General features: G+C 64.2%; 15 protein-coding genes and 2 pseudogenes. 12 read left to right on the top strand and 5 right to left on the bottom strand.

Annotation, left to right across the window (positions count from 1 at the left end):
* Positions 1-100: 100 nt before the first annotated feature.
* From EI28_RS08495 to EI28_RS08485, 3 genes are read left to right on the top strand one after another with little or no spacing between them, the layout of a single operon-like run.
* Complete coding sequence (locus tag EI28_RS08495; RefSeq protein ID WP_048114188.1) at positions 101-1,561, top strand: DHH family phosphoesterase; 1,461 nt, start codon at positions 101-103, stop codon at positions 1,559-1,561.
* Positions 1,558-2,178, top strand: coding sequence for a 6-hydroxymethylpterin diphosphokinase MptE-like protein (locus EI28_RS08490; protein ID WP_048114187.1), 621 nt, complete (start codon positions 1,558-1,560; stop codon positions 2,176-2,178). Before EI28_RS08495 ends, EI28_RS08490 begins: the two co-directional genes overlap by 4 nt.
* Positions 2,168-3,814, top strand: coding sequence for a radical SAM protein (locus tag EI28_RS08485; RefSeq protein ID WP_048114186.1), 1,647 nt, complete (start codon positions 2,168-2,170; stop codon positions 3,812-3,814). Before EI28_RS08490 ends, EI28_RS08485 begins: the two co-directional genes overlap by 11 nt.
* Before the next feature lie 552 nt (positions 3,815-4,366).
* Here the strand turns inward: EI28_RS08485 and EI28_RS08480 are convergent.
* Positions 4,367-5,503: a CBS domain-containing protein gene (locus tag EI28_RS08480; RefSeq protein WP_048114185.1), complete on the bottom strand. Its 1,137-nt coding sequence runs from the start codon at positions 5,501-5,503 to the stop codon at positions 4,367-4,369.
* A 52-nt stretch (positions 5,504-5,555) separates the two neighbouring features.
* Here EI28_RS08480 and EI28_RS08475 point away from each other — a divergent pair, with 52 nt between their 5' ends.
* Both EI28_RS08475 and EI28_RS08470 read left to right on the top strand, forming a co-directional pair.
* Complete coding sequence (locus tag EI28_RS08475; protein WP_048114184.1) at positions 5,556-5,819, top strand: PRC-barrel domain-containing protein; 264 nt, start codon at positions 5,556-5,558, stop codon at positions 5,817-5,819.
* Between the two features lie 41 nt (positions 5,820-5,860).
* Entirely contained in the window at positions 5,861-6,595 is a 735-nt protein-coding gene (locus EI28_RS08470; RefSeq protein ID WP_048114183.1) for a tRNA(His) guanylyltransferase Thg1 family protein, read from the top strand.
* On the opposite strand, the gene ileS is transcribed toward EI28_RS08470, so the two are convergent.
* Positions 6,578-9,757: an isoleucine--tRNA ligase gene (ileS, locus tag EI28_RS08465; protein WP_048114182.1), complete on the bottom strand. Its 3,180-nt coding sequence runs from the start codon at positions 9,755-9,757 to the stop codon at positions 6,578-6,580. The two genes, EI28_RS08470 and ileS, sit on opposite strands and share 18 nt — an antisense overlap.
* A 158-nt stretch (positions 9,758-9,915) precedes the next feature.
* Between ileS and EI28_RS08460 the strand changes: the two genes are divergently transcribed.
* The gene (locus tag EI28_RS08460; protein ID WP_048114181.1) at positions 9,916-10,398 is read left to right on the top strand and encodes a TIGR00725 family protein; all 483 of its coding nucleotides are present in this window, start codon (positions 9,916-9,918) and stop codon (positions 10,396-10,398) included.
* Here EI28_RS08460 and EI28_RS08455 read toward each other — a convergent pair.
* The 3 genes from EI28_RS08455 to EI28_RS08445 are packed head-to-tail and all read right to left on the bottom strand — an operon-like array spanning position 10,325 to position 13,610.
* A complete protein-coding gene (locus EI28_RS08455; RefSeq protein ID WP_048114180.1) occupies positions 10,325-12,235 on the bottom strand; it encodes a molybdopterin biosynthesis protein in 1,911 nt (636 codons plus the stop codon). The two genes, EI28_RS08460 and EI28_RS08455, sit on opposite strands and share 74 nt — an antisense overlap.
* A complete protein-coding gene (gene glp, locus EI28_RS08450; protein ID WP_048114179.1) occupies positions 12,229-13,431 on the bottom strand; it encodes a gephyrin-like molybdotransferase Glp in 1,203 nt (400 codons plus the stop codon). The genes EI28_RS08455 and glp overlap by 7 nt, the downstream gene beginning before the upstream one ends.
* Positions 13,428-13,610 carry a hypothetical protein gene (locus tag EI28_RS08445; RefSeq protein ID WP_048114178.1) on the bottom strand — a complete coding sequence of 61 codons (183 nt, stop codon included), beginning with the start codon at positions 13,608-13,610 and terminating at the stop codon, positions 13,428-13,430. The genes glp and EI28_RS08445 overlap by 4 nt, the downstream gene beginning before the upstream one ends.
* Before the next feature lie 94 nt (positions 13,611-13,704).
* Here EI28_RS08445 and EI28_RS14860 point away from each other — a divergent pair, with 94 nt between their 5' ends.
* The 6 genes and pseudogenes from EI28_RS14860 to EI28_RS08425 all read left to right on the top strand — a co-directional run bounded on the left by EI28_RS14860 (position 13,705) and on the right by EI28_RS08425 (position 17,475).
* A complete protein-coding gene (locus EI28_RS14860) occupies positions 13,705-14,334 on the top strand; it encodes a D-aminoacyl-tRNA deacylase (protein ID WP_231476672.1) in 630 nt (209 codons plus the stop codon).
* Positions 14,304-15,017, top strand: a complete 714-nt coding sequence (locus tag EI28_RS14855; RefSeq protein ID WP_231476666.1) for a hypothetical protein — start codon at positions 14,304-14,306, stop codon at positions 15,015-15,017. The genes EI28_RS14860 and EI28_RS14855 overlap by 31 nt, the downstream gene beginning before the upstream one ends.
* Positions 15,014-16,110 (top strand): annotated as a pseudogene (ftsZ, locus tag EI28_RS08435) (cell division protein FtsZ). The gene EI28_RS14855 and the pseudogene ftsZ overlap by 4 nt, the downstream one beginning before the upstream one ends.
* A 6-nt stretch (positions 16,111-16,116) precedes the next feature.
* Positions 16,117-16,325: pseudogene (locus EI28_RS13510) on the top strand (protein translocase SEC61 complex subunit gamma).
* 5 nt (positions 16,326-16,330) lie between these two features.
* Positions 16,331-16,804 (top strand): transcription elongation factor Spt5, encoded by a 474-nt coding sequence (locus EI28_RS08430; protein ID WP_048114203.1) that lies wholly within the window; start codon positions 16,331-16,333, stop codon positions 16,802-16,804.
* Between the two features lie 194 nt (positions 16,805-16,998).
* The gene (locus EI28_RS08425) at positions 16,999-17,475 is read left to right on the top strand and encodes a 50S ribosomal protein L11 (RefSeq protein ID WP_048114177.1); all 477 of its coding nucleotides are present in this window, start codon (positions 16,999-17,001) and stop codon (positions 17,473-17,475) included.
* Positions 17,476-17,542 lie beyond the last annotated feature (67 nt).

The following is a 17,542-nucleotide window of genomic DNA, read 5'->3' as shown; positions in this document are numbered from 1 at the left end:
AATAGTGTTGCATGGGAAACGGTATAAACTTTATGGAACCTCCCTGAAAATCGCCGATATGGAATCCCTTAATACCATGAGAAGTTACACCATTGTACGCATGCCTGAGGCGGTTCAGAACGTTTCGAAGGAACGTATCAAATACATCATTCTTGGCTGCGGGAGCACCGGCTACAATGTCGCCGAGGAGCTCGAGCAGGAGAACGAAGATCTCATCATCGTCGATAAGGACGAGAAGCGGGTGGAAGATCTTCGCGATCAGAAGTACGAAGCGCTCGTTCGCGACCTCCGTGACCCGAACTTCATGGAAGGGCTGCCCGTGCCGGAGGTCGCGTTCATCCTCGCGAACGACCGGGAGGCCAACCTGACCGCGCTCAAGATTGTCAAGAACCGGTACCCGGCGACATACGTCATCGCACGCGCCACAGACCCGGTCAGCGTCGACCTCCTCCAGCAGGAGGGCGCCGATATCGTCCTCTACCCGCAGGAAGTGGTTGCGAGAACCGCCATCCACCACATCCGGAAACTGCACTCGTCTCGGCTCGCCCTGCGGCTCTACGACATGCTCGCCTCCTGGGAGGGGACGCTCTGCATCGTCACCCACTTAAACCCCGATCCGGACTCGATATCGAGCGCCATGGCGCTCTCGATGATTGCACGGCACGCGAGCCGCAACAAGCTCAACTGCCGCATCGTCTACGAAGGGGACATCGGGCACCAGGAGAACAGGGCGTTCATCAACCTCCTCGATATCAAACTGGAGCGGCTCACCCCCCAGATCCTCGAGGAGTGCAACTACATCGCCCTGGTCGACTCGTCGGGGCCCGGCGTGAACAACGAGCTCCCCAGGTCGACCCGGGTCAACATCATCATCGACCACCACAAGAACGGCGAGCACCCGTCCACGGTCGCCGACTTCATCGACATCAGGCCGGGGGTCGGCGCCACGGCGAGCATCATGACCCAGTACCTGATGGAACTCGATATCCCGGTGAACAAACCGGTGGCCACCGCGCTCCTGTACGGTATCCGGGCCGACACCCGCGACTTCAAGCGCAACGTGACCCCCCAGGACCTCAACTACGCGGCGTTTCTCCTTCCCCTGACCGACTCGGATCTCCTCGATAAGATCACCTCCCCCTCCATGTCGCTCGAGACGGTGGAGATCATCGGGAACGCCATCCGCAACCGCCGGCTCAAGAGCGGCTACCTCTTCTCGAACGTCGGCTACATCAGGAACCGCGACGCTCTCCCGCAGGCGGCCGATATGCTGATCCACCTCGAGGGCGTGAACACGGCGCTGGTCTACGGCATCAGCGACCGGAACATCATCATCTCGGCGCGGAACAAGGATATCCGGCTCCACCTCGGCAACGTGATGGCCGAGGCGTTCGGGCCTATCGGCGAGGCCGGCGGGCACGCCACGATGGCGGCGGCCCTGATACCGCTCAACTACTTCTCCATGGCGAAGGAGAAGGAAGGTCTGCTCGAGCTCATCATCGATCCGATCCTGAAGAGGTTCTCCGGCATCGTCGGGCTTGACGACGAGGACGGACAATGAGGTTTGCAGACTGGGAGCCTCATTACACTGCAATTTTAGCGTATTTCGGGTTCGAGCGCGAGGCGGACGAGGCGGCTGCCCGGGTGCTCGCGGATCTTGCCAGGCGCGACGACGTCGCGCTGCTTGAAACACTCATCCGGGGGAGGCCGGTGACGGTCTGCGGGAACGCCCCATCCCTTCCGGGGGAACTCGACCGGATCGAGGGGACGGTGCTTGCCGCCGATGCGGCGGCGGAGGTGCTCGCGGATCACGGTATCCGGCCGGACGCGGTCTTCACCGACCTCGACGGGGCGACGGACGTCTTCATCGACCTCTCGGAGCAGGGGACGGTGATGGTCGTGCACGCCCACGGCGACAACGTCCCGCTCCTCCGCCACTGGGTTCCGCGTATCACGGGGCCGCTCGTCGCGACCACCCAGGCGGCCCCTCTCGCGCACGTCCACAACTTCGGCGGGTTCACCGACGGCGACCGGGCGGTCTTCGCCGCCGACGAACTCGGGGCGGCGAGCGTCCGGATCGTCGGGTTCGATCTTGCCGACAAAAATGTCGATCCCCTCAAGCGGGGAAAACTCTACTGGGCGGGTGAACTCCTGCGCCTGATCGGGTATGACCTCTAGCGCCCTCATCATCGACGGCTACGTCGACGAGCCCGCGTGCCTCGGCGTCGCGCCCTATATCTCTCCCTACATCCGCGAGGTCGCCGGCGTCCTCGCCGGGCACGGCTACGCTCCCTGCTACGCCACCATCGACCAGGTCCGGGCCGATCCCACCCTCGTCGCCGGACACGGCCGCGGCGATCTCGTGGTGATGATCGCCGGCCTGACGGTGCCGGGGGCCTACATCGGGGGAAAGCCCGCGACCCTGACGGAGATCCAGCAGCTCGGGATCCTGCTCCGGCAGCCGACCACCGCGATCGGCGGGCCGATCGCCTTCGGTTACGCTCCGGGAGGAGGGAGAAAGGCTATCCGGCAGGCGATCGCCGGGTTCGACGTCACGCTCTCGGGGTCGCCCGCGGTCGCGCTGGATTCCTGGCTCTCGGGCGGGGACCCTGCCGGTGCGGGCGACTACGCCCTGACCGACCCCTGGTCGGCGGCGGGCGCCGGGATCGTGGCGCAGCACCCGGCGTTCCCCTACGTGATGTGCGAGCTCGAGACCGCGACCGGGTGCTCGCGGGCGACGGTCGGGGGGTGCTCGTTCTGCACCGAGCCGTTCTACGGGCTCCCGCGCTACCGGAGCATCGGGGGGATCGCGGAGGAGGTGGCGGCGCTCCATGCGGCGGGCGCCCGCCACTTCAGGCTCGGCCGGCAGCCGGACCTCCTCGCCTACAAAAGCAGCGGCGGCGGGGAGTTCCCGGTTCCCCGCCCTGAGGTGCTAAAAGAACTCTTCTCGGCCGTCCGGGAGAGCGCCCCGGGCCTCAAGACCCTGCACATCGACAACATCAACCCGGGCACCATCGCCCGGCACGAGGATGCGGCACGGGCGGCACTCGAGGCGATCGTCGCCGGCCACACCCCCGGCGACACCGCGGCCTTCGGGATGGAGACCGCCGATCCGGCGGTTGTCACGGCAAACAACCTCAAAGCCATGCCGGACGACGTCTTCCGCGCGATCGAGGTCGTGAACGATGTGGGGGCAAGACGAACGGGGGGCGTCCCCGAACTCCTCCCGGGCCTGAACTTCATCGTCGGCCTTGCGGGGGAGACGCCGGCGACGTTCGACGCAAACGAGGCGTTCCTCAAGCGGGTGCTCGATGCCGGTCTTCTCGTCCGGCGGGTGAACATCCGGCAGGTGATGCCGTTCGAGGGAACAAAAGCCTACGAGGAGAACACCCTCGGGAAGCACGACGCCCGGTTCCGCTCCTTCAAGGAGTGGGCGCGGAAGGAGTTCGACGAACCGATGCTCCGCCGGGTCTTCCCGGTCGGCACCGTCCTTCCGGAGGTCGTCGTCGAGGTTCCCGGCAAACCGTCGTTCGGGCGGCAGATGGGCTCGTATCCCATCCTCGTCGGGGTGCCCCTCGAACTCCCGGCAAGGACGGTAATCGACGCTGTCGTGGTCGACTGGGGGATGCGGTCGGTGACGGCCCTCCCCTGTCCGGTGGAGGTCAACACCCTGCCGGTAGCCGCCCTCCGGTGGATTCCCGGCGTCGGAAAGAAGAGGGCGGCGACCATCGCCGCCCGCCGGCCTTTTAGCAGTCTTGAAGAGTTCCGTGAGGTCGCGGGGGAGACGGGGATCGAGGACGTGATGAGGTTTTAGGGGGGATGGCGAGGAACACTTTCCGTCACACTGGCACTCACACCTGTTTGGATTTCAGCTGCTAAATGTCCTGCTTGTCGCGTTTTGGTACATTGTCCTCTCGGTGTGTGAACGCTGTCCTTCCGAGCATTGCATGACTTTACACGGCTTTCCACCGGATATCGCCACACACTGCCCGCCCCCGAAGGGGGCGGAACGACTTCCCCGCAGGGGAAGGAGTTTGAGCACCGAAGGTGCGAGTGAGGAGCGCGAAGCGCGGGCGGTGGGGGGCTATTTGAGGAGAGGCATCTGGTGTGAGATGACAGGGGAGGGGGGATGCTCCCCCCTCCCCACCTGATGGTGGTCGAACTCCGGGCGTTCCGCCCATCGCACTCCCCGTCAGCCCCACCCCCAATGGCGATATCCCCTCGAAATCCGTGCATGGGGTTATGCGATGTTCCAACGGAACGACTTTCCGTAGGATGCAATGGCCCGCTGGGCAGGAATTCGAGGAGTTTGGGCGCATCTCAAACCCCTGCCGTTCTGTCCGTTGCACCTTCCAGAATCGCCTGACTACTCCTCCTCCCGCAGTTCCATCACCCGCAGAACGTCCGTCCGGGTCACGATCCCGACCAGGGTGTCATCCGCGACGACGGGAATCCTCCCGATGTCCTGGCCGGTCATGATCCTCAGCGCGTCGATGAGCGGTGCCGACGGCGGGAGGACGGTCGGGTTCCGGGTCATGATGTCGCGGACCTGCATCGCCTCCCGGTCGATCGGCGAAACCTTGTGGACGTCGGCGAGGGCGACGATCCCGACGAGCGATCCCCGGTCCACCACGGGAAAGCCGAGGTGCTTCGTCTCGTACATCATGTCCACCACACGGGGCAGCGGCGTCGTCGGCTCCACGGTGGCGACCGGGGAGTTCATCGCGTCCGCTACGGTGACGTCCTGCAGCAGGATGTTGTAGCGGAGGTAGGTCGCCTCCTGGTTCGCCCCGATGTAGATGAAGAAGGCGATGATGATCAGGATGGGGTTCAGGAGCAGGAGCCCGACGATCCCGAAGAGGACGGCGAACCCTTTCCCGACGTCGGCGGCGATCCGGGTTGCCCGGGAGAGCGGCATCCGCCGGGCGAGCCATGCCCGCAGCACGCGCCCCCCGTCCATGGGGAACGCCGGGAGAAGGTTGAACCCGAAGAGCAGGACGTTCAGGAGCCCGAGGTAGCCGAAAGTGAAGATCAGGACACCGGCGACTCCCGGATCCATATCGATCGCCGCAACGACATAGACGAGGGCGGCGGAGATGATGCCGACCGCGAGGCTCGTGAGCGGCCCCGCGAGCGCCATGGGTAGTTCGATCTTCGGGTCCGGCATCGTCTCCTCCATCTGGGAGACTCCCCCGAGGATGAGGAGCGTGATGCTGTGGATCTCGATCCCCTTCGCCTTCGCGATGAGCGAGTGGGCCATCTCGTGGATGAAGACGCCGAAGAAGAGGCCGAGCGCGACAACGATCCCGAGGATGTAGGGGTTGAACCCCTCCGTAATCAGCGCCATGTCGATTGGAACACCGAAGAGGGCCTCGATCAACCCGGTCGTGAGCTGGATCTGGCTCCCGATGATCCATGCGAAGAGGGGGATCACCAGGAGGAAACTCCAGTGCAGTTTGACCGGAATTCCGGCCAGGGTTCCGATCTGTAGCGACGCTTCCATGAAAAGGAGTATCTTTTTATCATTTATAGTAATATACCTTCAGAGGATACCGATGAGAACACAGATCACAGAGATGTTCGGATTACGCGTCTATACCGACAGAGCTGTCTTTATCGGGAACGTTGACGATGTCGTGCTTGATGTTGACCAGAAAAAGATCGACGCCCTTGCAGTCGGCGAGCTCAACCCCGAGATCGGAGAGGTAAAAGGCTACACCGGGTTGCAGATCCCCTTCCGCGTCGTAAAGAGCGTCGGAGATATCATCATCGTCCGCCACATCCCCGGGCTCTTCAAATCGCCGACAAAAGACGCCTGAGTGCGATGTCCGCTCTTTCCGGGGCTCCCTGGCGATAGAATATGGATACGAAAGACCGTGAGATATTCTCGACCCTCACGATATTCCCCCCTGTTTTTGTCCGGCTCGACGGCCGTGCCTTCCACCGCCTGGTACGTGCGCTTCATTTCAAAAAGCCGTTCGATCCGGCCTTCAACGAGAGCATGCGGGCGGTCTGCCGCTACTTCCTCTCCGAAAGCGGTCTCTCTCCCGCGTTTGCCTACACCTTCTCCGACGAGATCAGCCTCTACTTCAACGCACTGCCGTTCTCCGGGCGGGTGGAGAAGCTCGACTCCGTGACCGCCGCGGTTGCGGCGAGCAAGCTCACGATCGAACTCGGGTGCACGGAGCCCCTTGCGTTCGACGCCCGGACTATCCCCGCGGCGGGAGAGTTTGCGGTCGAGTATCTCGTCTCGCGCCAGAACGAGGCGTGGCGCAACCACATCAACGCCTACTGCCAGAACGCGCTCGTTGAGGAGGGGATGACCGCCCGGGAAGCCGCCGCGGCGCTCCGGGGGATGCGGTCCGAGGCGATGCACGAGATGATGTTTGAGCGGGGCGTCAACCTGGCGGCGACGCCGGCCTGGCAGCGCCGGGGGACGCTCCTCTACCGGGACGAGTGTATAAAAGAGGGGCATAACCCCCTGACGGGGGAGAACGTCGAGGCCGTGCGAACCTGCATCCGGGAACCGGAGGAGACGCCTCTCTTCTCGACGGAGGAAGGCGCGGCCCTGATCCGGTCACTCACCGGCGCGTGAGATGCCGATCTGCATCTGCACGCCTTCCACGTCCCAGTCCTTCTCGAGGGCAAAGGTCTCCGTGGGCCGCTCTCCGTCGGTGCGGCGGACGGTGAGGGCTGCCGCCCGCACCTCCCCGGCAATCTCCTTCTGCCACTCCTCTTCTGCGATGAGCGAGGCCACCCGATCGTCGGCGACATCCACGGCCGCGACGATGAAGTCGTCGACGTTCAGGTCGAGCTGGCGGCGCATCTCCTGGATCCGCCGGATCACCTCGCGTGCGTATCCCTCGGCCTCCAGCGCCGGGGTGAGGGTGACGTCGACGTAGACCGTCGCGTCCTTCATGGGCGCGGCAAAGACGCCCTCGGGGAGGGCTTCCGCGAAGGTGACGTGGCGTTCGGCGATCTCGTAGCCGCCGAGTTCGGCCTTCCCGTCCCGCTCGATCGCGGCCTTCAGGGCGGTGCCGTCCGCGCTCTCTATCAGCGCCTTGACTTTCGGCCCCTCCTTGCCGAACTCCGGGCCGATCGCCCGCATCACCGGCTCGGCCTGCCAGAGGATCCGGTCCCATCTTCCGGTAACGACCCTGACCGCCCGGGAATTTGCCCGGTTCAGGGCGAGTTCGTTCAGGTTTTCGAGAGCCGTCTTCACCTCGCCGCTCCCGGTGACCACAACGGTCTCGGAGACCGGCCAGCGGAGTTTCCGCCTCCCGTTCTGCCGGGCGGTGGCGACCGCGTCGTCGAACGACCGGACAACCTCCATGGCGCTCTCGAGATCCGGTGCAATCAGCATGTCGTCCGCCTCCGGGCAGTCGAGCATGTGGACGCTCTCCGGGTCGCCCGCAAGGCGGAGGTTGCCGTAGATCTCCTCGGCGATGTGGGGGGTGAACGGCGCAAGGAGCGCGACCAGGCGGCGCATGACGTAGTATACCGTCTCGTAGGCGTACCGCTTCTCCGGCGAATCCTCCTCGAGCCACATCCTCGGCCGGACGAGCTGCACGTACCAGCGGGAGAGGTCCTCAAGGATGAAGGAGGCGAGCGCCCGCGTCACCTTGTGGAGTTGGTACTCCTGCATGTCTCCGGCCGTAGTCCGGGCGAGCGAGTTCACCCGGGAGATTATCCAGCGATCTTCTTTGGGCATATCGTTGATATTGTCCCGGACGAACGATCCGTCCCACCGGCCGCCGTCGCCTGCGGCGGGCTCGAACGAGTCGAGAACCATGTACGGGAGCGGGAACCGGTAGACGTTCCAGAGGATGTTGAGCGTCCGGTGGATGGTCTTGACGCTGTCCCAGTTGAACTTCAGGTCGTCCCAGGGAGCGTTCGCCCAGAGGACGTAGAACCGGAGAACGTCGACGCCGAACTGGTTCACCACCTCTTCGGGCGTCACCACGTTGCCGAAACTCTTGCTCATCTTGCGCCCGTCGGCGTCAAGAGCGAACCCGTGCATCAGGACGCTCTTATACGGAGCGCGGCCGAACGCCACGGTGCTCGCCCCGAGCTGGGAGTAGAACCAGCCCCGGGTCTGATCCTGGCCTTCGGTGATGAAGTCCGCCGGCCAGAGGCGGTCGAAGGCCTCGCGCTTCCTGGGGAACCCGAGGGTCGCCCACGACGCGACCGCCGAGTCGAACCAGACGTCGAAGATGTCGTCGACCCGGTGCATCTCCCCGCCGCATGAGCACGGGATGACGACCTCGTCCACGTAGGGGCGGTGCGGATCGGGAACCTTCACGCCCGACCGCTCCTCGAGTTCGGCGATGGTGCCGATGACGGTTCGCTCGCCGCACTGCTCGCACTGCCAGATGGGGATGGGGATGCCCCAGTAGCGCTGCCGGGAGATGCACCAGTCGCGGGAGTCCCTGACGAAGTCGTGGAACCGGGCGCTCCCCGCCCACTCGGGGTACCACTTCACCTTCGTGATCTCCTGCAGCATCGGTTCGCGGATCTCGGTGGCCTTCAGGAACCACTGTGCGGTCGCGCGGTAGATGATGGGGGTCTTGCACCGCCAGCAGTGACCGTAGCGGTGGGTGATCGTCCGGCGGGCGAGGAGGTAGTCGCCGAGCGCGTCGATGACGAGGTCGTTTGCGTCCCGGACGTACATGTCCGCGAACGCCCCCGCGTCCCGGGTGAAGCACCCGCCGGCGTCGACCGGGCAGAAGGCCTCGAGCCCCTCCTGGATGCCGATCAGGTAGTCGTCCCACCCGTGCCCGGGAGCAATGTGGACGAGACCGGTGTTCTCGAGCGCCACGTAGTCCGCCGCGACGACCCGGTGCCGGATCTCCGCCTGGCGGGGGACCTGGCCGGCGAGCGGCGAGGTATATTCCGTTCCGACGAGATCGCTGCCGCTCGCCCGCTCCAGGACGGCGTAGTCCTGGTAGCGGCCCATCTTCAGGACGGACTCGACGAGTTCGTCGGCGATCCAGAGGATCTCCTCGCGGCCGTCCTTCTTTGCCGCCACCCGCGCGTAGGTGAACGCGGGGTTGACCGCCACCGCGACGTTCGCGGGGAGCGTCCACGGCGTGGTCGTCCAGATCATCAGGTACTCGTTCTCGCGCCCGGTAATCGGGAATTTGACGAAGATGGAAGGATCGGTCTCGTCCCAGTACTCCACCTCCGAGTCGGCGATCGCCGTCTCGCACCGGGGACACCAGTTCACGACCCGGTGGCCGCGCTCGAGGAGGCCGCGCTCTTCCGCCCGCTGGATTGCCCACCAGGCGGACTCGATGTACTCCTCCTTGATCGTCTGGTAGGGGTCGTCGAAGTCGAGCCAGACGCCGAGCTGCCGGAACTGGTCGCTCATGATCTCCATGTGCGTCACCGCAAACGTCCGGCACTGTTCGATGAAGGCGGCGATCCCGTAGTCCTCGATATCCTTCTTGGAGGTGAACCCGAGCTGGTGCTCGACCTTCACCTCGATGGGGAGGCCGTGCATGTCGTAGCCGGCCCGCTCGATGACGTTTCTGCCCTGCATCCGGTGGTAGCGGAGGATGGCGTCTTTTATGATCTTGTTCCAGGCGGTGCCGAGATGGATGTGGCCGGTGGTGTACGGCGGCCCGTCGACGAAAAAGAACGCTTTCCCATCCTTTCGCACCTCCTGGACGCGTGCATAGGTGTTCTCCCGTTTCCAGTAGTCCTGGACTCCCGCCTCAAGTTCGCGCGGGTTATAACTGCCGGTGACTTCTTTCACCTCGTATCCCTCATATTCAGCACTCTGGTGTACCGTTTGTTGTTGGGAGACAAAGCGTTTTGTACTATAGGGAGTGGTGCAGACTCACGCGAAGTGCGACGTTCATTGCACCTTAACCCACCCCTTCTTTTATCTCCCAACCCCCCGACATCTCCCCCATGCAGATTGCAGTCATCGGGCGGGGGGACTGTTCCGTTGAGGAGTACGAAGCGGCGGAGACCATCGGCTACCTCATCGCCGGCAACCATGAGACCGTCTGCTGCGGCGGGCTCGGCGGGGTGATGGAGGCCGCCTGCAGGGGGGCAAAAGAGGCCGGCGGAACGACCGTGGGCATCCTCCCGGACACCGGGGAGGGGAACGCCTTTCTCGATATCGTCATCCGTACCGGGCTGGGCCACGCGAGGAACGTCGTCCTGGTCAACTCGGCCGACGCGGTGATCGCCGTCGGGGGAGGCTACGGCACGCTCTCGGAGATTGCCGTTGCGCTCAAGACGGGAAAGCCGGTCTTCGGTCTTCTGACCTGGAAGATAGAGGGGGTGTTTGTCTGCGCCACGCCCGAGGAGGCGGTCATTCTCGCAGTTCGCGCAGGACGCCTGTCTCGGCCGTCTCGTAGCCCCCGAGGTCCCGGAGAATCTTCCTGAACACCTCCGAGGAGACGGTCTCGATGAGAGCCGCGATCCGCGGGTCGTCGAGCATCTCGCGGTGCATCGCGAGCTCGTAGCGCTCCGTAGCCACCGGGACGAACGCGAGGTCGAGCGCTTTCGCGGCGCTGTAGACCCCCATCCCCGCGTCGACCTCCCCGGTCCGAACCGCAAGCGCCACTGCAAGGTGCGTCGTCACCTCGCGCTCGTAGCCGGGGATGGACGCCGGGTCGATGCCCTGCTGTGCGAGATGGTGATCGAGGAGCACCCTGGTTCCCGACCCCTTCTGCCGGTTGACGAACGTCCGGCCGGGCAGGTCCTCAAACCCGAGGCCGTCGCGGGAGATGACCCCCTGCTGGCGCTGTGCCACGCAGAGGAGGACGAGGTCGGCGTCCGGCATGTAGCGCTCCAGGTAATGGGTATTGTAGGTGCCGTCGGGGGCGAGAAGGTGCATCGGGGCCGCGTGGCACTCCTGCTTTTTTAACGCGATCACCCCGCCCATGCTCCCGACGTGGGTGGAGTGGATCTCGACCCCGTGCGGCCGCACCAGATCGGCCAGGTGGTCGAGGGCGGGGTCGTGGCTGCCGGTAACGAGCACCGCCTCCTCCGCCTCCGCGCGGGGGACGGTGAGCCGGACGTCCACGCCCTCCCCCGCCTCGGCCCCCTCCTTCTGCGACGGGATCTGCATGTAGCCGTTCGCCCGCACCGCGCTCATCTGGACGCCTGCGCCCCGTGATTGTGGGACCGCCACCCAGCGGTCACCAATCCTTCCTGTCGAGAGGAGGACGAACTCGTCGGTCCCGATATCGGAGTGGAGGCTTGTGGTCAGCCGGGCGGCGACGCGTTCGGGCTCGCGGACGGGCATACCGTAGCGGGCGACGAGCGGCATGACGAGCTCGCGCAGCACCGTCGCCGCGGCAAGAGGGTAGCCCGGGAGCCCGATCACCGGTTTTCCCTCGATCCTGCCGATGATCACCGGCTTTCCGGGTTTGATGGCGACCCCGTGCGCCAGCACCTCGCCGAGATCTGCGATGACATCGGCGGTGTAGTCCCGGGTCCCGGCGGACGACCCCGCCGAGACGAACAGGATATCGTTCTCTGCGACGCCGCGCCGGATGGCGTCCCGGATCATCTCGCTGTCGTCCGGGACAATCCCGTAGCGGTGCGCATCCACGCCCGCTTCCGCGAGGACGGACGCGGCCATCAGGGTGTTGCTCTCCACTACCTTCCCGGGCGGGGGCATCTCGCCCGCCGGCACGAGTTCGCTCCCGGTGGGGATCAGGCCGGCGCGGAGGTTCATGACCGCAATCTCCGTGACCCCGTAGTTCGCGAGCGCCCCCAGATCGTGCGGCCGGATCCGGTGCCCCCTCGGGAGGATCATCTCCGACTCGCCGATATCCTCGCCGACCGGGCGGATGTGCTGCCAGGGGCTGACCGGCTTTCGGACGGTGTAGGTCTCGGCGTCGCGACGTTCCACGGGAGCGGAGCGGGCGACGTCGTCAGGCTTCGACCCGACCCAGACGTCCTCGATCATCACCACCGCGTCGTAATCGGGCGGAACGATGTTTCCTGTATTGACCCTCGCCGCATCCGGGAGGGTCACCGGGCGCTGCTCGCTCGCGCCGACGGTGTCGGCACTCCTGACCGCGATCCCGTCCATCGCCGAGAGGTGGATGGCGGGAACCGAGAACCGGGCGAATATGGGCTCCGCGGTGATCTTCCCAACCGCCCCGGGATTCACCGGGATGCGGGCGATTCCCGGAACAGCCGAAAAAGCGGTCTCAACAAGCGCCCGCGCCTCCGCGAGCGATATGACCGAGAGGTAGCGCTTCACCACAGGATCACCTCGACCTCTTCGCCGACCTCGAACCCCTCGCTCGATGCCGGGATCCGCACCAGTCCCTCGCTCTGCACCAGGGTGTTGAGGAGTCCCGATTTCCCGAAGACCGGCGTCGCCTCCCCGCCACTGAGACTGACCCGGACGTAGTCCTCCCGCCCGCGGGTGGAGGGGATGTTCTGGGTCAGCCGTGCACGGACGGTTCGCCGGGAGACGGCGGTCTGCCGCATCGCCGCGAGCAGGTGGTCGACGACGGCGACGAGCACGACGAAAGCCGAGGCCGGGTGTCCGGGGAGCCCGATGACCGGTTTTCCCCGTGCCGTCCCGATGATGGTCGGCTTTCCGGGTGCGATAGCGATCCCGTGCACCAGCACCTCGCCGAGTTCCGCGACGACCGCCGCGGTGTTGTCCCGTTCGTCTTTCGACGAGCCTCCCGAGACCAGAACCGCGTCGCACCGGTCAAGCGCCGAAGAGACCGCCCGCTTCAGCACGGCCCGATCGTCCCTGACGATCCCGAAGTAGACCGGGTGGCAGCCCCGTTCCGTCACGAAAGCACCCGCAAGGTAGGAGTTCGCGTCCCGCACCTCGCCCGGCCCGGGGGTCTCGACGACGGGGACGAGTTCGTTTCCCGTTGAGACGATCCCGATCCGGGGCATCTTCACCACGCTGACCCGGTCGGCGCCGACCGCCGCGGCAACGCCGATCTCGCGGGGAGTCAGCACGCGCCCCCGTTCCAGGGCCACCTTCCCTGCCCCGAAATCCTCGCCGCAAAAGACCACGTTCTCACCGGGGGCCACCGGGCGGTGTACCAGGATGTCGTCTCCTATCTGCTCGGCGTGCTCGATCATCACCACTGCGTCCGCGCCCGTGGGGAGAGCGCCGCCGGTGGGGACGTACCTGCACGATCCGGGGGAGATGCTCCCGGCATCCGCGCTTCCCATCCCGATTCTGCCCCGGCACTGGAGCATCGCCGGGATGGCCTCGGACGCCCCGGTGGTCTCGGCCGCGGCGACCGCGTAGCCGTCGACCGTCGAACGGTCGAACCCCGGGATGTCGATATCGGCAAGGACGTCCCTCGCGAGAACCCGGTACAGGGCGTCTTCGAGCGGGACGTCCTCGCACCCGGGCGGCGGGGCGATCTTTTGCACCGCCTTTACGGCCTCGGTGACGGATACGACCTCGAGGAACAGGCTCATCTGAAGCAGCCCAGCTGACAGCCGCGGATCTTTATTCTCGGTTCGCGCTGGTTGCAGTACCGGGCGATATCCATCTTCGGGATGCTGTATTTCTCCGATATCTCGAAGGCCTGCGGGCAGGTTATTTCGTCTTCTATGCCGTATGCCTCGAAGGCTTTTCGTATCTTATCCTCGTCCATAGTACCCACATGGTTTGCCTGCAGGGAGATAGGATTTACTATCGCGCCAGTCAAGCACTACCCTTTAGCAGCTCCGCGACCCACATTGTACCCGATGCGGATCGCGCTGATCAATTCACAACAGGACGTTGCAGGAGTCAACATCAAAAACCACCTCCAGACCCTGCTCGCGGCGGGCGGGCGGTGGCCGCTTGCGGAACAGCACGAACTGACGTTCTATGAGGTCGCAGGAAGGCTGATCCACCAGGACCTGATCGACGAGAAGGTCGATGCCGATCTCATTCTTTTCATATCCCGGCACGCGAGCGTGCACCAGACGCCCGCCCTGACCGTGCACGTCACCGGCAACTACGAGGGGGCCGACCTCGGCGGGGAGCCGGGAAGACTCGCACCGGCAGCTCCCGCGTGGATGCACGCAATCCTCGGCAACCTCGCCGCCCGCGCTCCAGAGGGCTACCGGGTCTCCTACGAGGTGACGCATCACGGCCCGACGGAACTCTCGACGCCGTCGCTCTTCGTCGAGATCGGGTCGACCGCGACCGAATGGGCCGATCCGGCCGCCGGAAGGGCGGTTGCGGAGAGCATCCTCGCCGCGGAGCCGCAGGAGACGATCAATCTTCTCGGCTTCGGCGGAACTCATTACGCCGTGCGGCAGACCGATATCGCCCTCTCCTCCCGGGGCGCCTTCGGCACATGGTCCCGACGCGGCAGATCGGTGCCGTAGACCCGGTTCTCCTCCGGACGATGCAGGAGGCGAGCGGCGCCGTGGCGGCCTACATCGACAGAAAGTCCCTCTCTAAAGACGATGCCGGGCGGATCGAGCGGATGCTCGCCGCCGCCGCCCTCCCCCTCCTCTCCGAGTCGGAGATCCTGGAGGCGTCCGGCCTTGCCTGGGCCGCCTATCTCCGGGTCAGGACTCTCGCCGAAGAGATCGCTCCCGGCTCACGCATCCGCATCCACGATCTCAGGGGAGACGGGACTCCCGCCGTGGTGCGGATAGCCCCCGGGTTGATTGAAGAAACGATTAAATCAGATAGATCGGGTTTTCTCAACGGTCTCGACGGATTGCCGGTCGCTCATCTCTCGAAAGGCTCGCATGAAGTTTTATCGACGTTCATCTGCTTCGAAAACGAGTCGTCCCGACTCGCAAGTGATATAACTACCCTGTGTGTAAAACTCTTACTTATCTGTGAAAATGCTGTTATCGACGGTGATCACCTCGTCCTCCGGAAGGTGCGGTTCGACCCCGGGAAGGCGCGCAGACACGGGATCCCTGAAGGGCCGCTCTTTGCCATGCTTGCCGGCGGAAAGGCGGTCGATATCGAGGGGAGGAGGGTCACACCCGATGCAGTGCAGACAACCAGCGTGAAGCGGATACATATTCCGGGATTGGAGAGTTACATATGAAATCCATCGTAGAAGAGGCACTTTCACGGGCGCGAGAGGAGCAGCGCTTTGCTGAGCCCACGGAGGTCGAAAAGGATCTTGAAGATCTCCTCATGGAACTCCGGACTGAGATCGCAGTCATCGGGTGCGGCGGCGGCGGTTCGAACACGGTGACCCGGATGGCGGACGAAGGCATCAACGGGGCGCGGCTGATCGCTCTCAACACCGACGCGCAGCACCTTGTCAGAACCCGTTCGGAAACCCGGATCCTCATCGGAAGGCAGAGAACCCGCGGCCTCGGCGCGGGCTCGATCCCCCAGGTCGGCGAGGAAGCGGCCCTCGAGAACGAGGACGACATCAAGCGGGCCGTCCAGGGATGCGACATGGTCTTCATCACCACCGGGCTCGGTGGCGGCACCGGTACCGGCTCCGCACCCGTGGTCGCGAAGGCAGCGAGGGAGGAGGGCGCACTGACCATTGCGGTGGTCACCCTGCCGTTCACGGTGGAAGGCGCTATCCGGGGGCAGAACGCGGAGGCCGGCCTCGAGCGGCTCCGCGAGGTGGCGGATACCGTCATCGTCGTCCCCAACGACCGTCTGCTTGAGGTCGTGCCCCGGCTTCCGCTCCACGCCGCGTTCAAGGTCTCGGACGAGGTGCTGATGCGGGCGGTCAAGGGCATCACCGAGCTCATCACGATGCCCGGTCTCGTCAACCTCGACTTCGCCGATGTCCGGACCGTCATGGAGCGGGGAGCGTCGCGATGATCGGGATGGGAGAAAGCGACAGTGAGGACAAAGCCGCCGACTCGGTCAAGAAGGCGCTGCGCTCCCCGCTGCTCGACGTCGATATCTCCGGGGCGAGCGCGGCGCTCGTCAACGTGGTCGGCGGACCCGATATGACGATGTCCGAGGCCGAAGGCGTCATCCAGGAGGTCTACGACCGCATCGATCCCGATGCCCGCATCATCTGGGGTGCCCAGGTCGACCCCGACATGCAGGGCAAGATGCGTACGCTGCTCGTGGTCACCGGTGTCCGGTCACCACAAATATATGGGAGAAACGAAAAGAGTATGCCACGTATGATGAAACAGTTTGAGATCGACTTCCTGAAGTGAGCCGGTATGATGGATTATAAAGAGACGTTGGAGGAAGTAAAGTCGTTCAAGATCGAGGAGGAACTCTTCAAGAAGTACTGGCGCGTGCTGAAACTGGCACGGACGCGACCCGCGACGAGTTCTCCAAGATCGCCATCGTGGCTGCGGCCGGGATCATGCTCATCGGCCTTGTCGGCTTTATCATATACGAGATCATGCTGGTACTGCCCAAATGATGGATATGGTTGAGAGCGCAAATAGAGTATACGCAATAAAGACGACCGCAAAGCAGGAGCGGACGGTAGCCGACAACATCGAGAAGGTGACCCGGGAGCAGAAAGACATCCACGTGATGGCCGTCATGGTTCCCGAGGAACTGAAAGGCTACGTCCTCGTGGAGAGCCCGGACTCCATCGCCCGGATAGAGCAGCTGGTGGAGCTGATCCCTCATGCGCGCGCGGTGGTGCAGGGCTCGACGGCTCTCTCCGAGGTGGAGCATTTCCTGGTGCCGAAACCGGTGGTCAGCGGCATCACCGAGGGCACCATCGTCGAGATCATCGCCGGCCCGTTCAAGGGTGAGAAAGCGGTTGTCAAGCGTATCGATACCGGAAAGGAAGAGATTACGGTCGAACTCTACGAGAGTATGGTTCCGATCCCGATCACGGTCCGCGGCGACTCCGTTCGCGTCGTGGAACGCTCGGAAGACGCTTCCTGAAGAATACAACGCTAATTTCTTTTTTGTCCTGCCGCGTCCTGCTATACCGACGGCGATCCGATTCCCGACTGCCGGGCATGCGGTTCATGCACCGCTCGTATGCCGCCCGGGTACTGTACTTTAAATCCTCCCACGTTGACCTTAGATAACCCAGGCAACTATTCCCCTGAGGAATAATAAGCTGGTGAACTTGTATGGCAGAAACGGTCGAGGTATTGGTACCCGGTGGCAAGGCAACAGCAGGCCCGCCTCTGGGGCCCGCGCTCGGACCTCTCGGTATCAACGTGAAGGCTGTCGTCGACGAAATCAACCAGAAAACAGCCGAATTCAACGGCATGCAGGTGCCGGTGACGGTAACGGTCGACGATAAGAAGAACTTCACGATTGAGGTGGGCATTCCGCCCACGACGGCGCTCGTCATGAAAGAGGCCGGCATCACGAAGGGGTCTACAGAGCCGGGTGCTTTGGTGGCAGGAGATCTGCCGCTGGAGGCCGCCGTTCGTATTGCCCGTATGAAGTTTGATGGCATGCTCTCGTACGATCTGAAGTCCGCGGTCAAAGAGGTCCTCGGAACGTGCGTGAGCGTCGGTGTCACCGTCGAGGGGAAGAAGCCCCGCGAGATGATCCAGGCTGTCAACGACGGGGAGTACGACGGCGTACTCGTCGCATAGATGTCAGACAACCATAGAAGATCGTGAGGTCGTGTACTATGGAGGCAAAGGATGGTTGATAAAACCA

This window comes from Methanoculleus sp. MH98A (assembly GCF_000691865.1).
Taxonomy (GTDB): domain Archaea; phylum Halobacteriota; class Methanomicrobia; order Methanomicrobiales; family Methanoculleaceae; genus Methanoculleus.
This window is presented reverse-complemented; position numbering and strand designations above follow the sequence as displayed.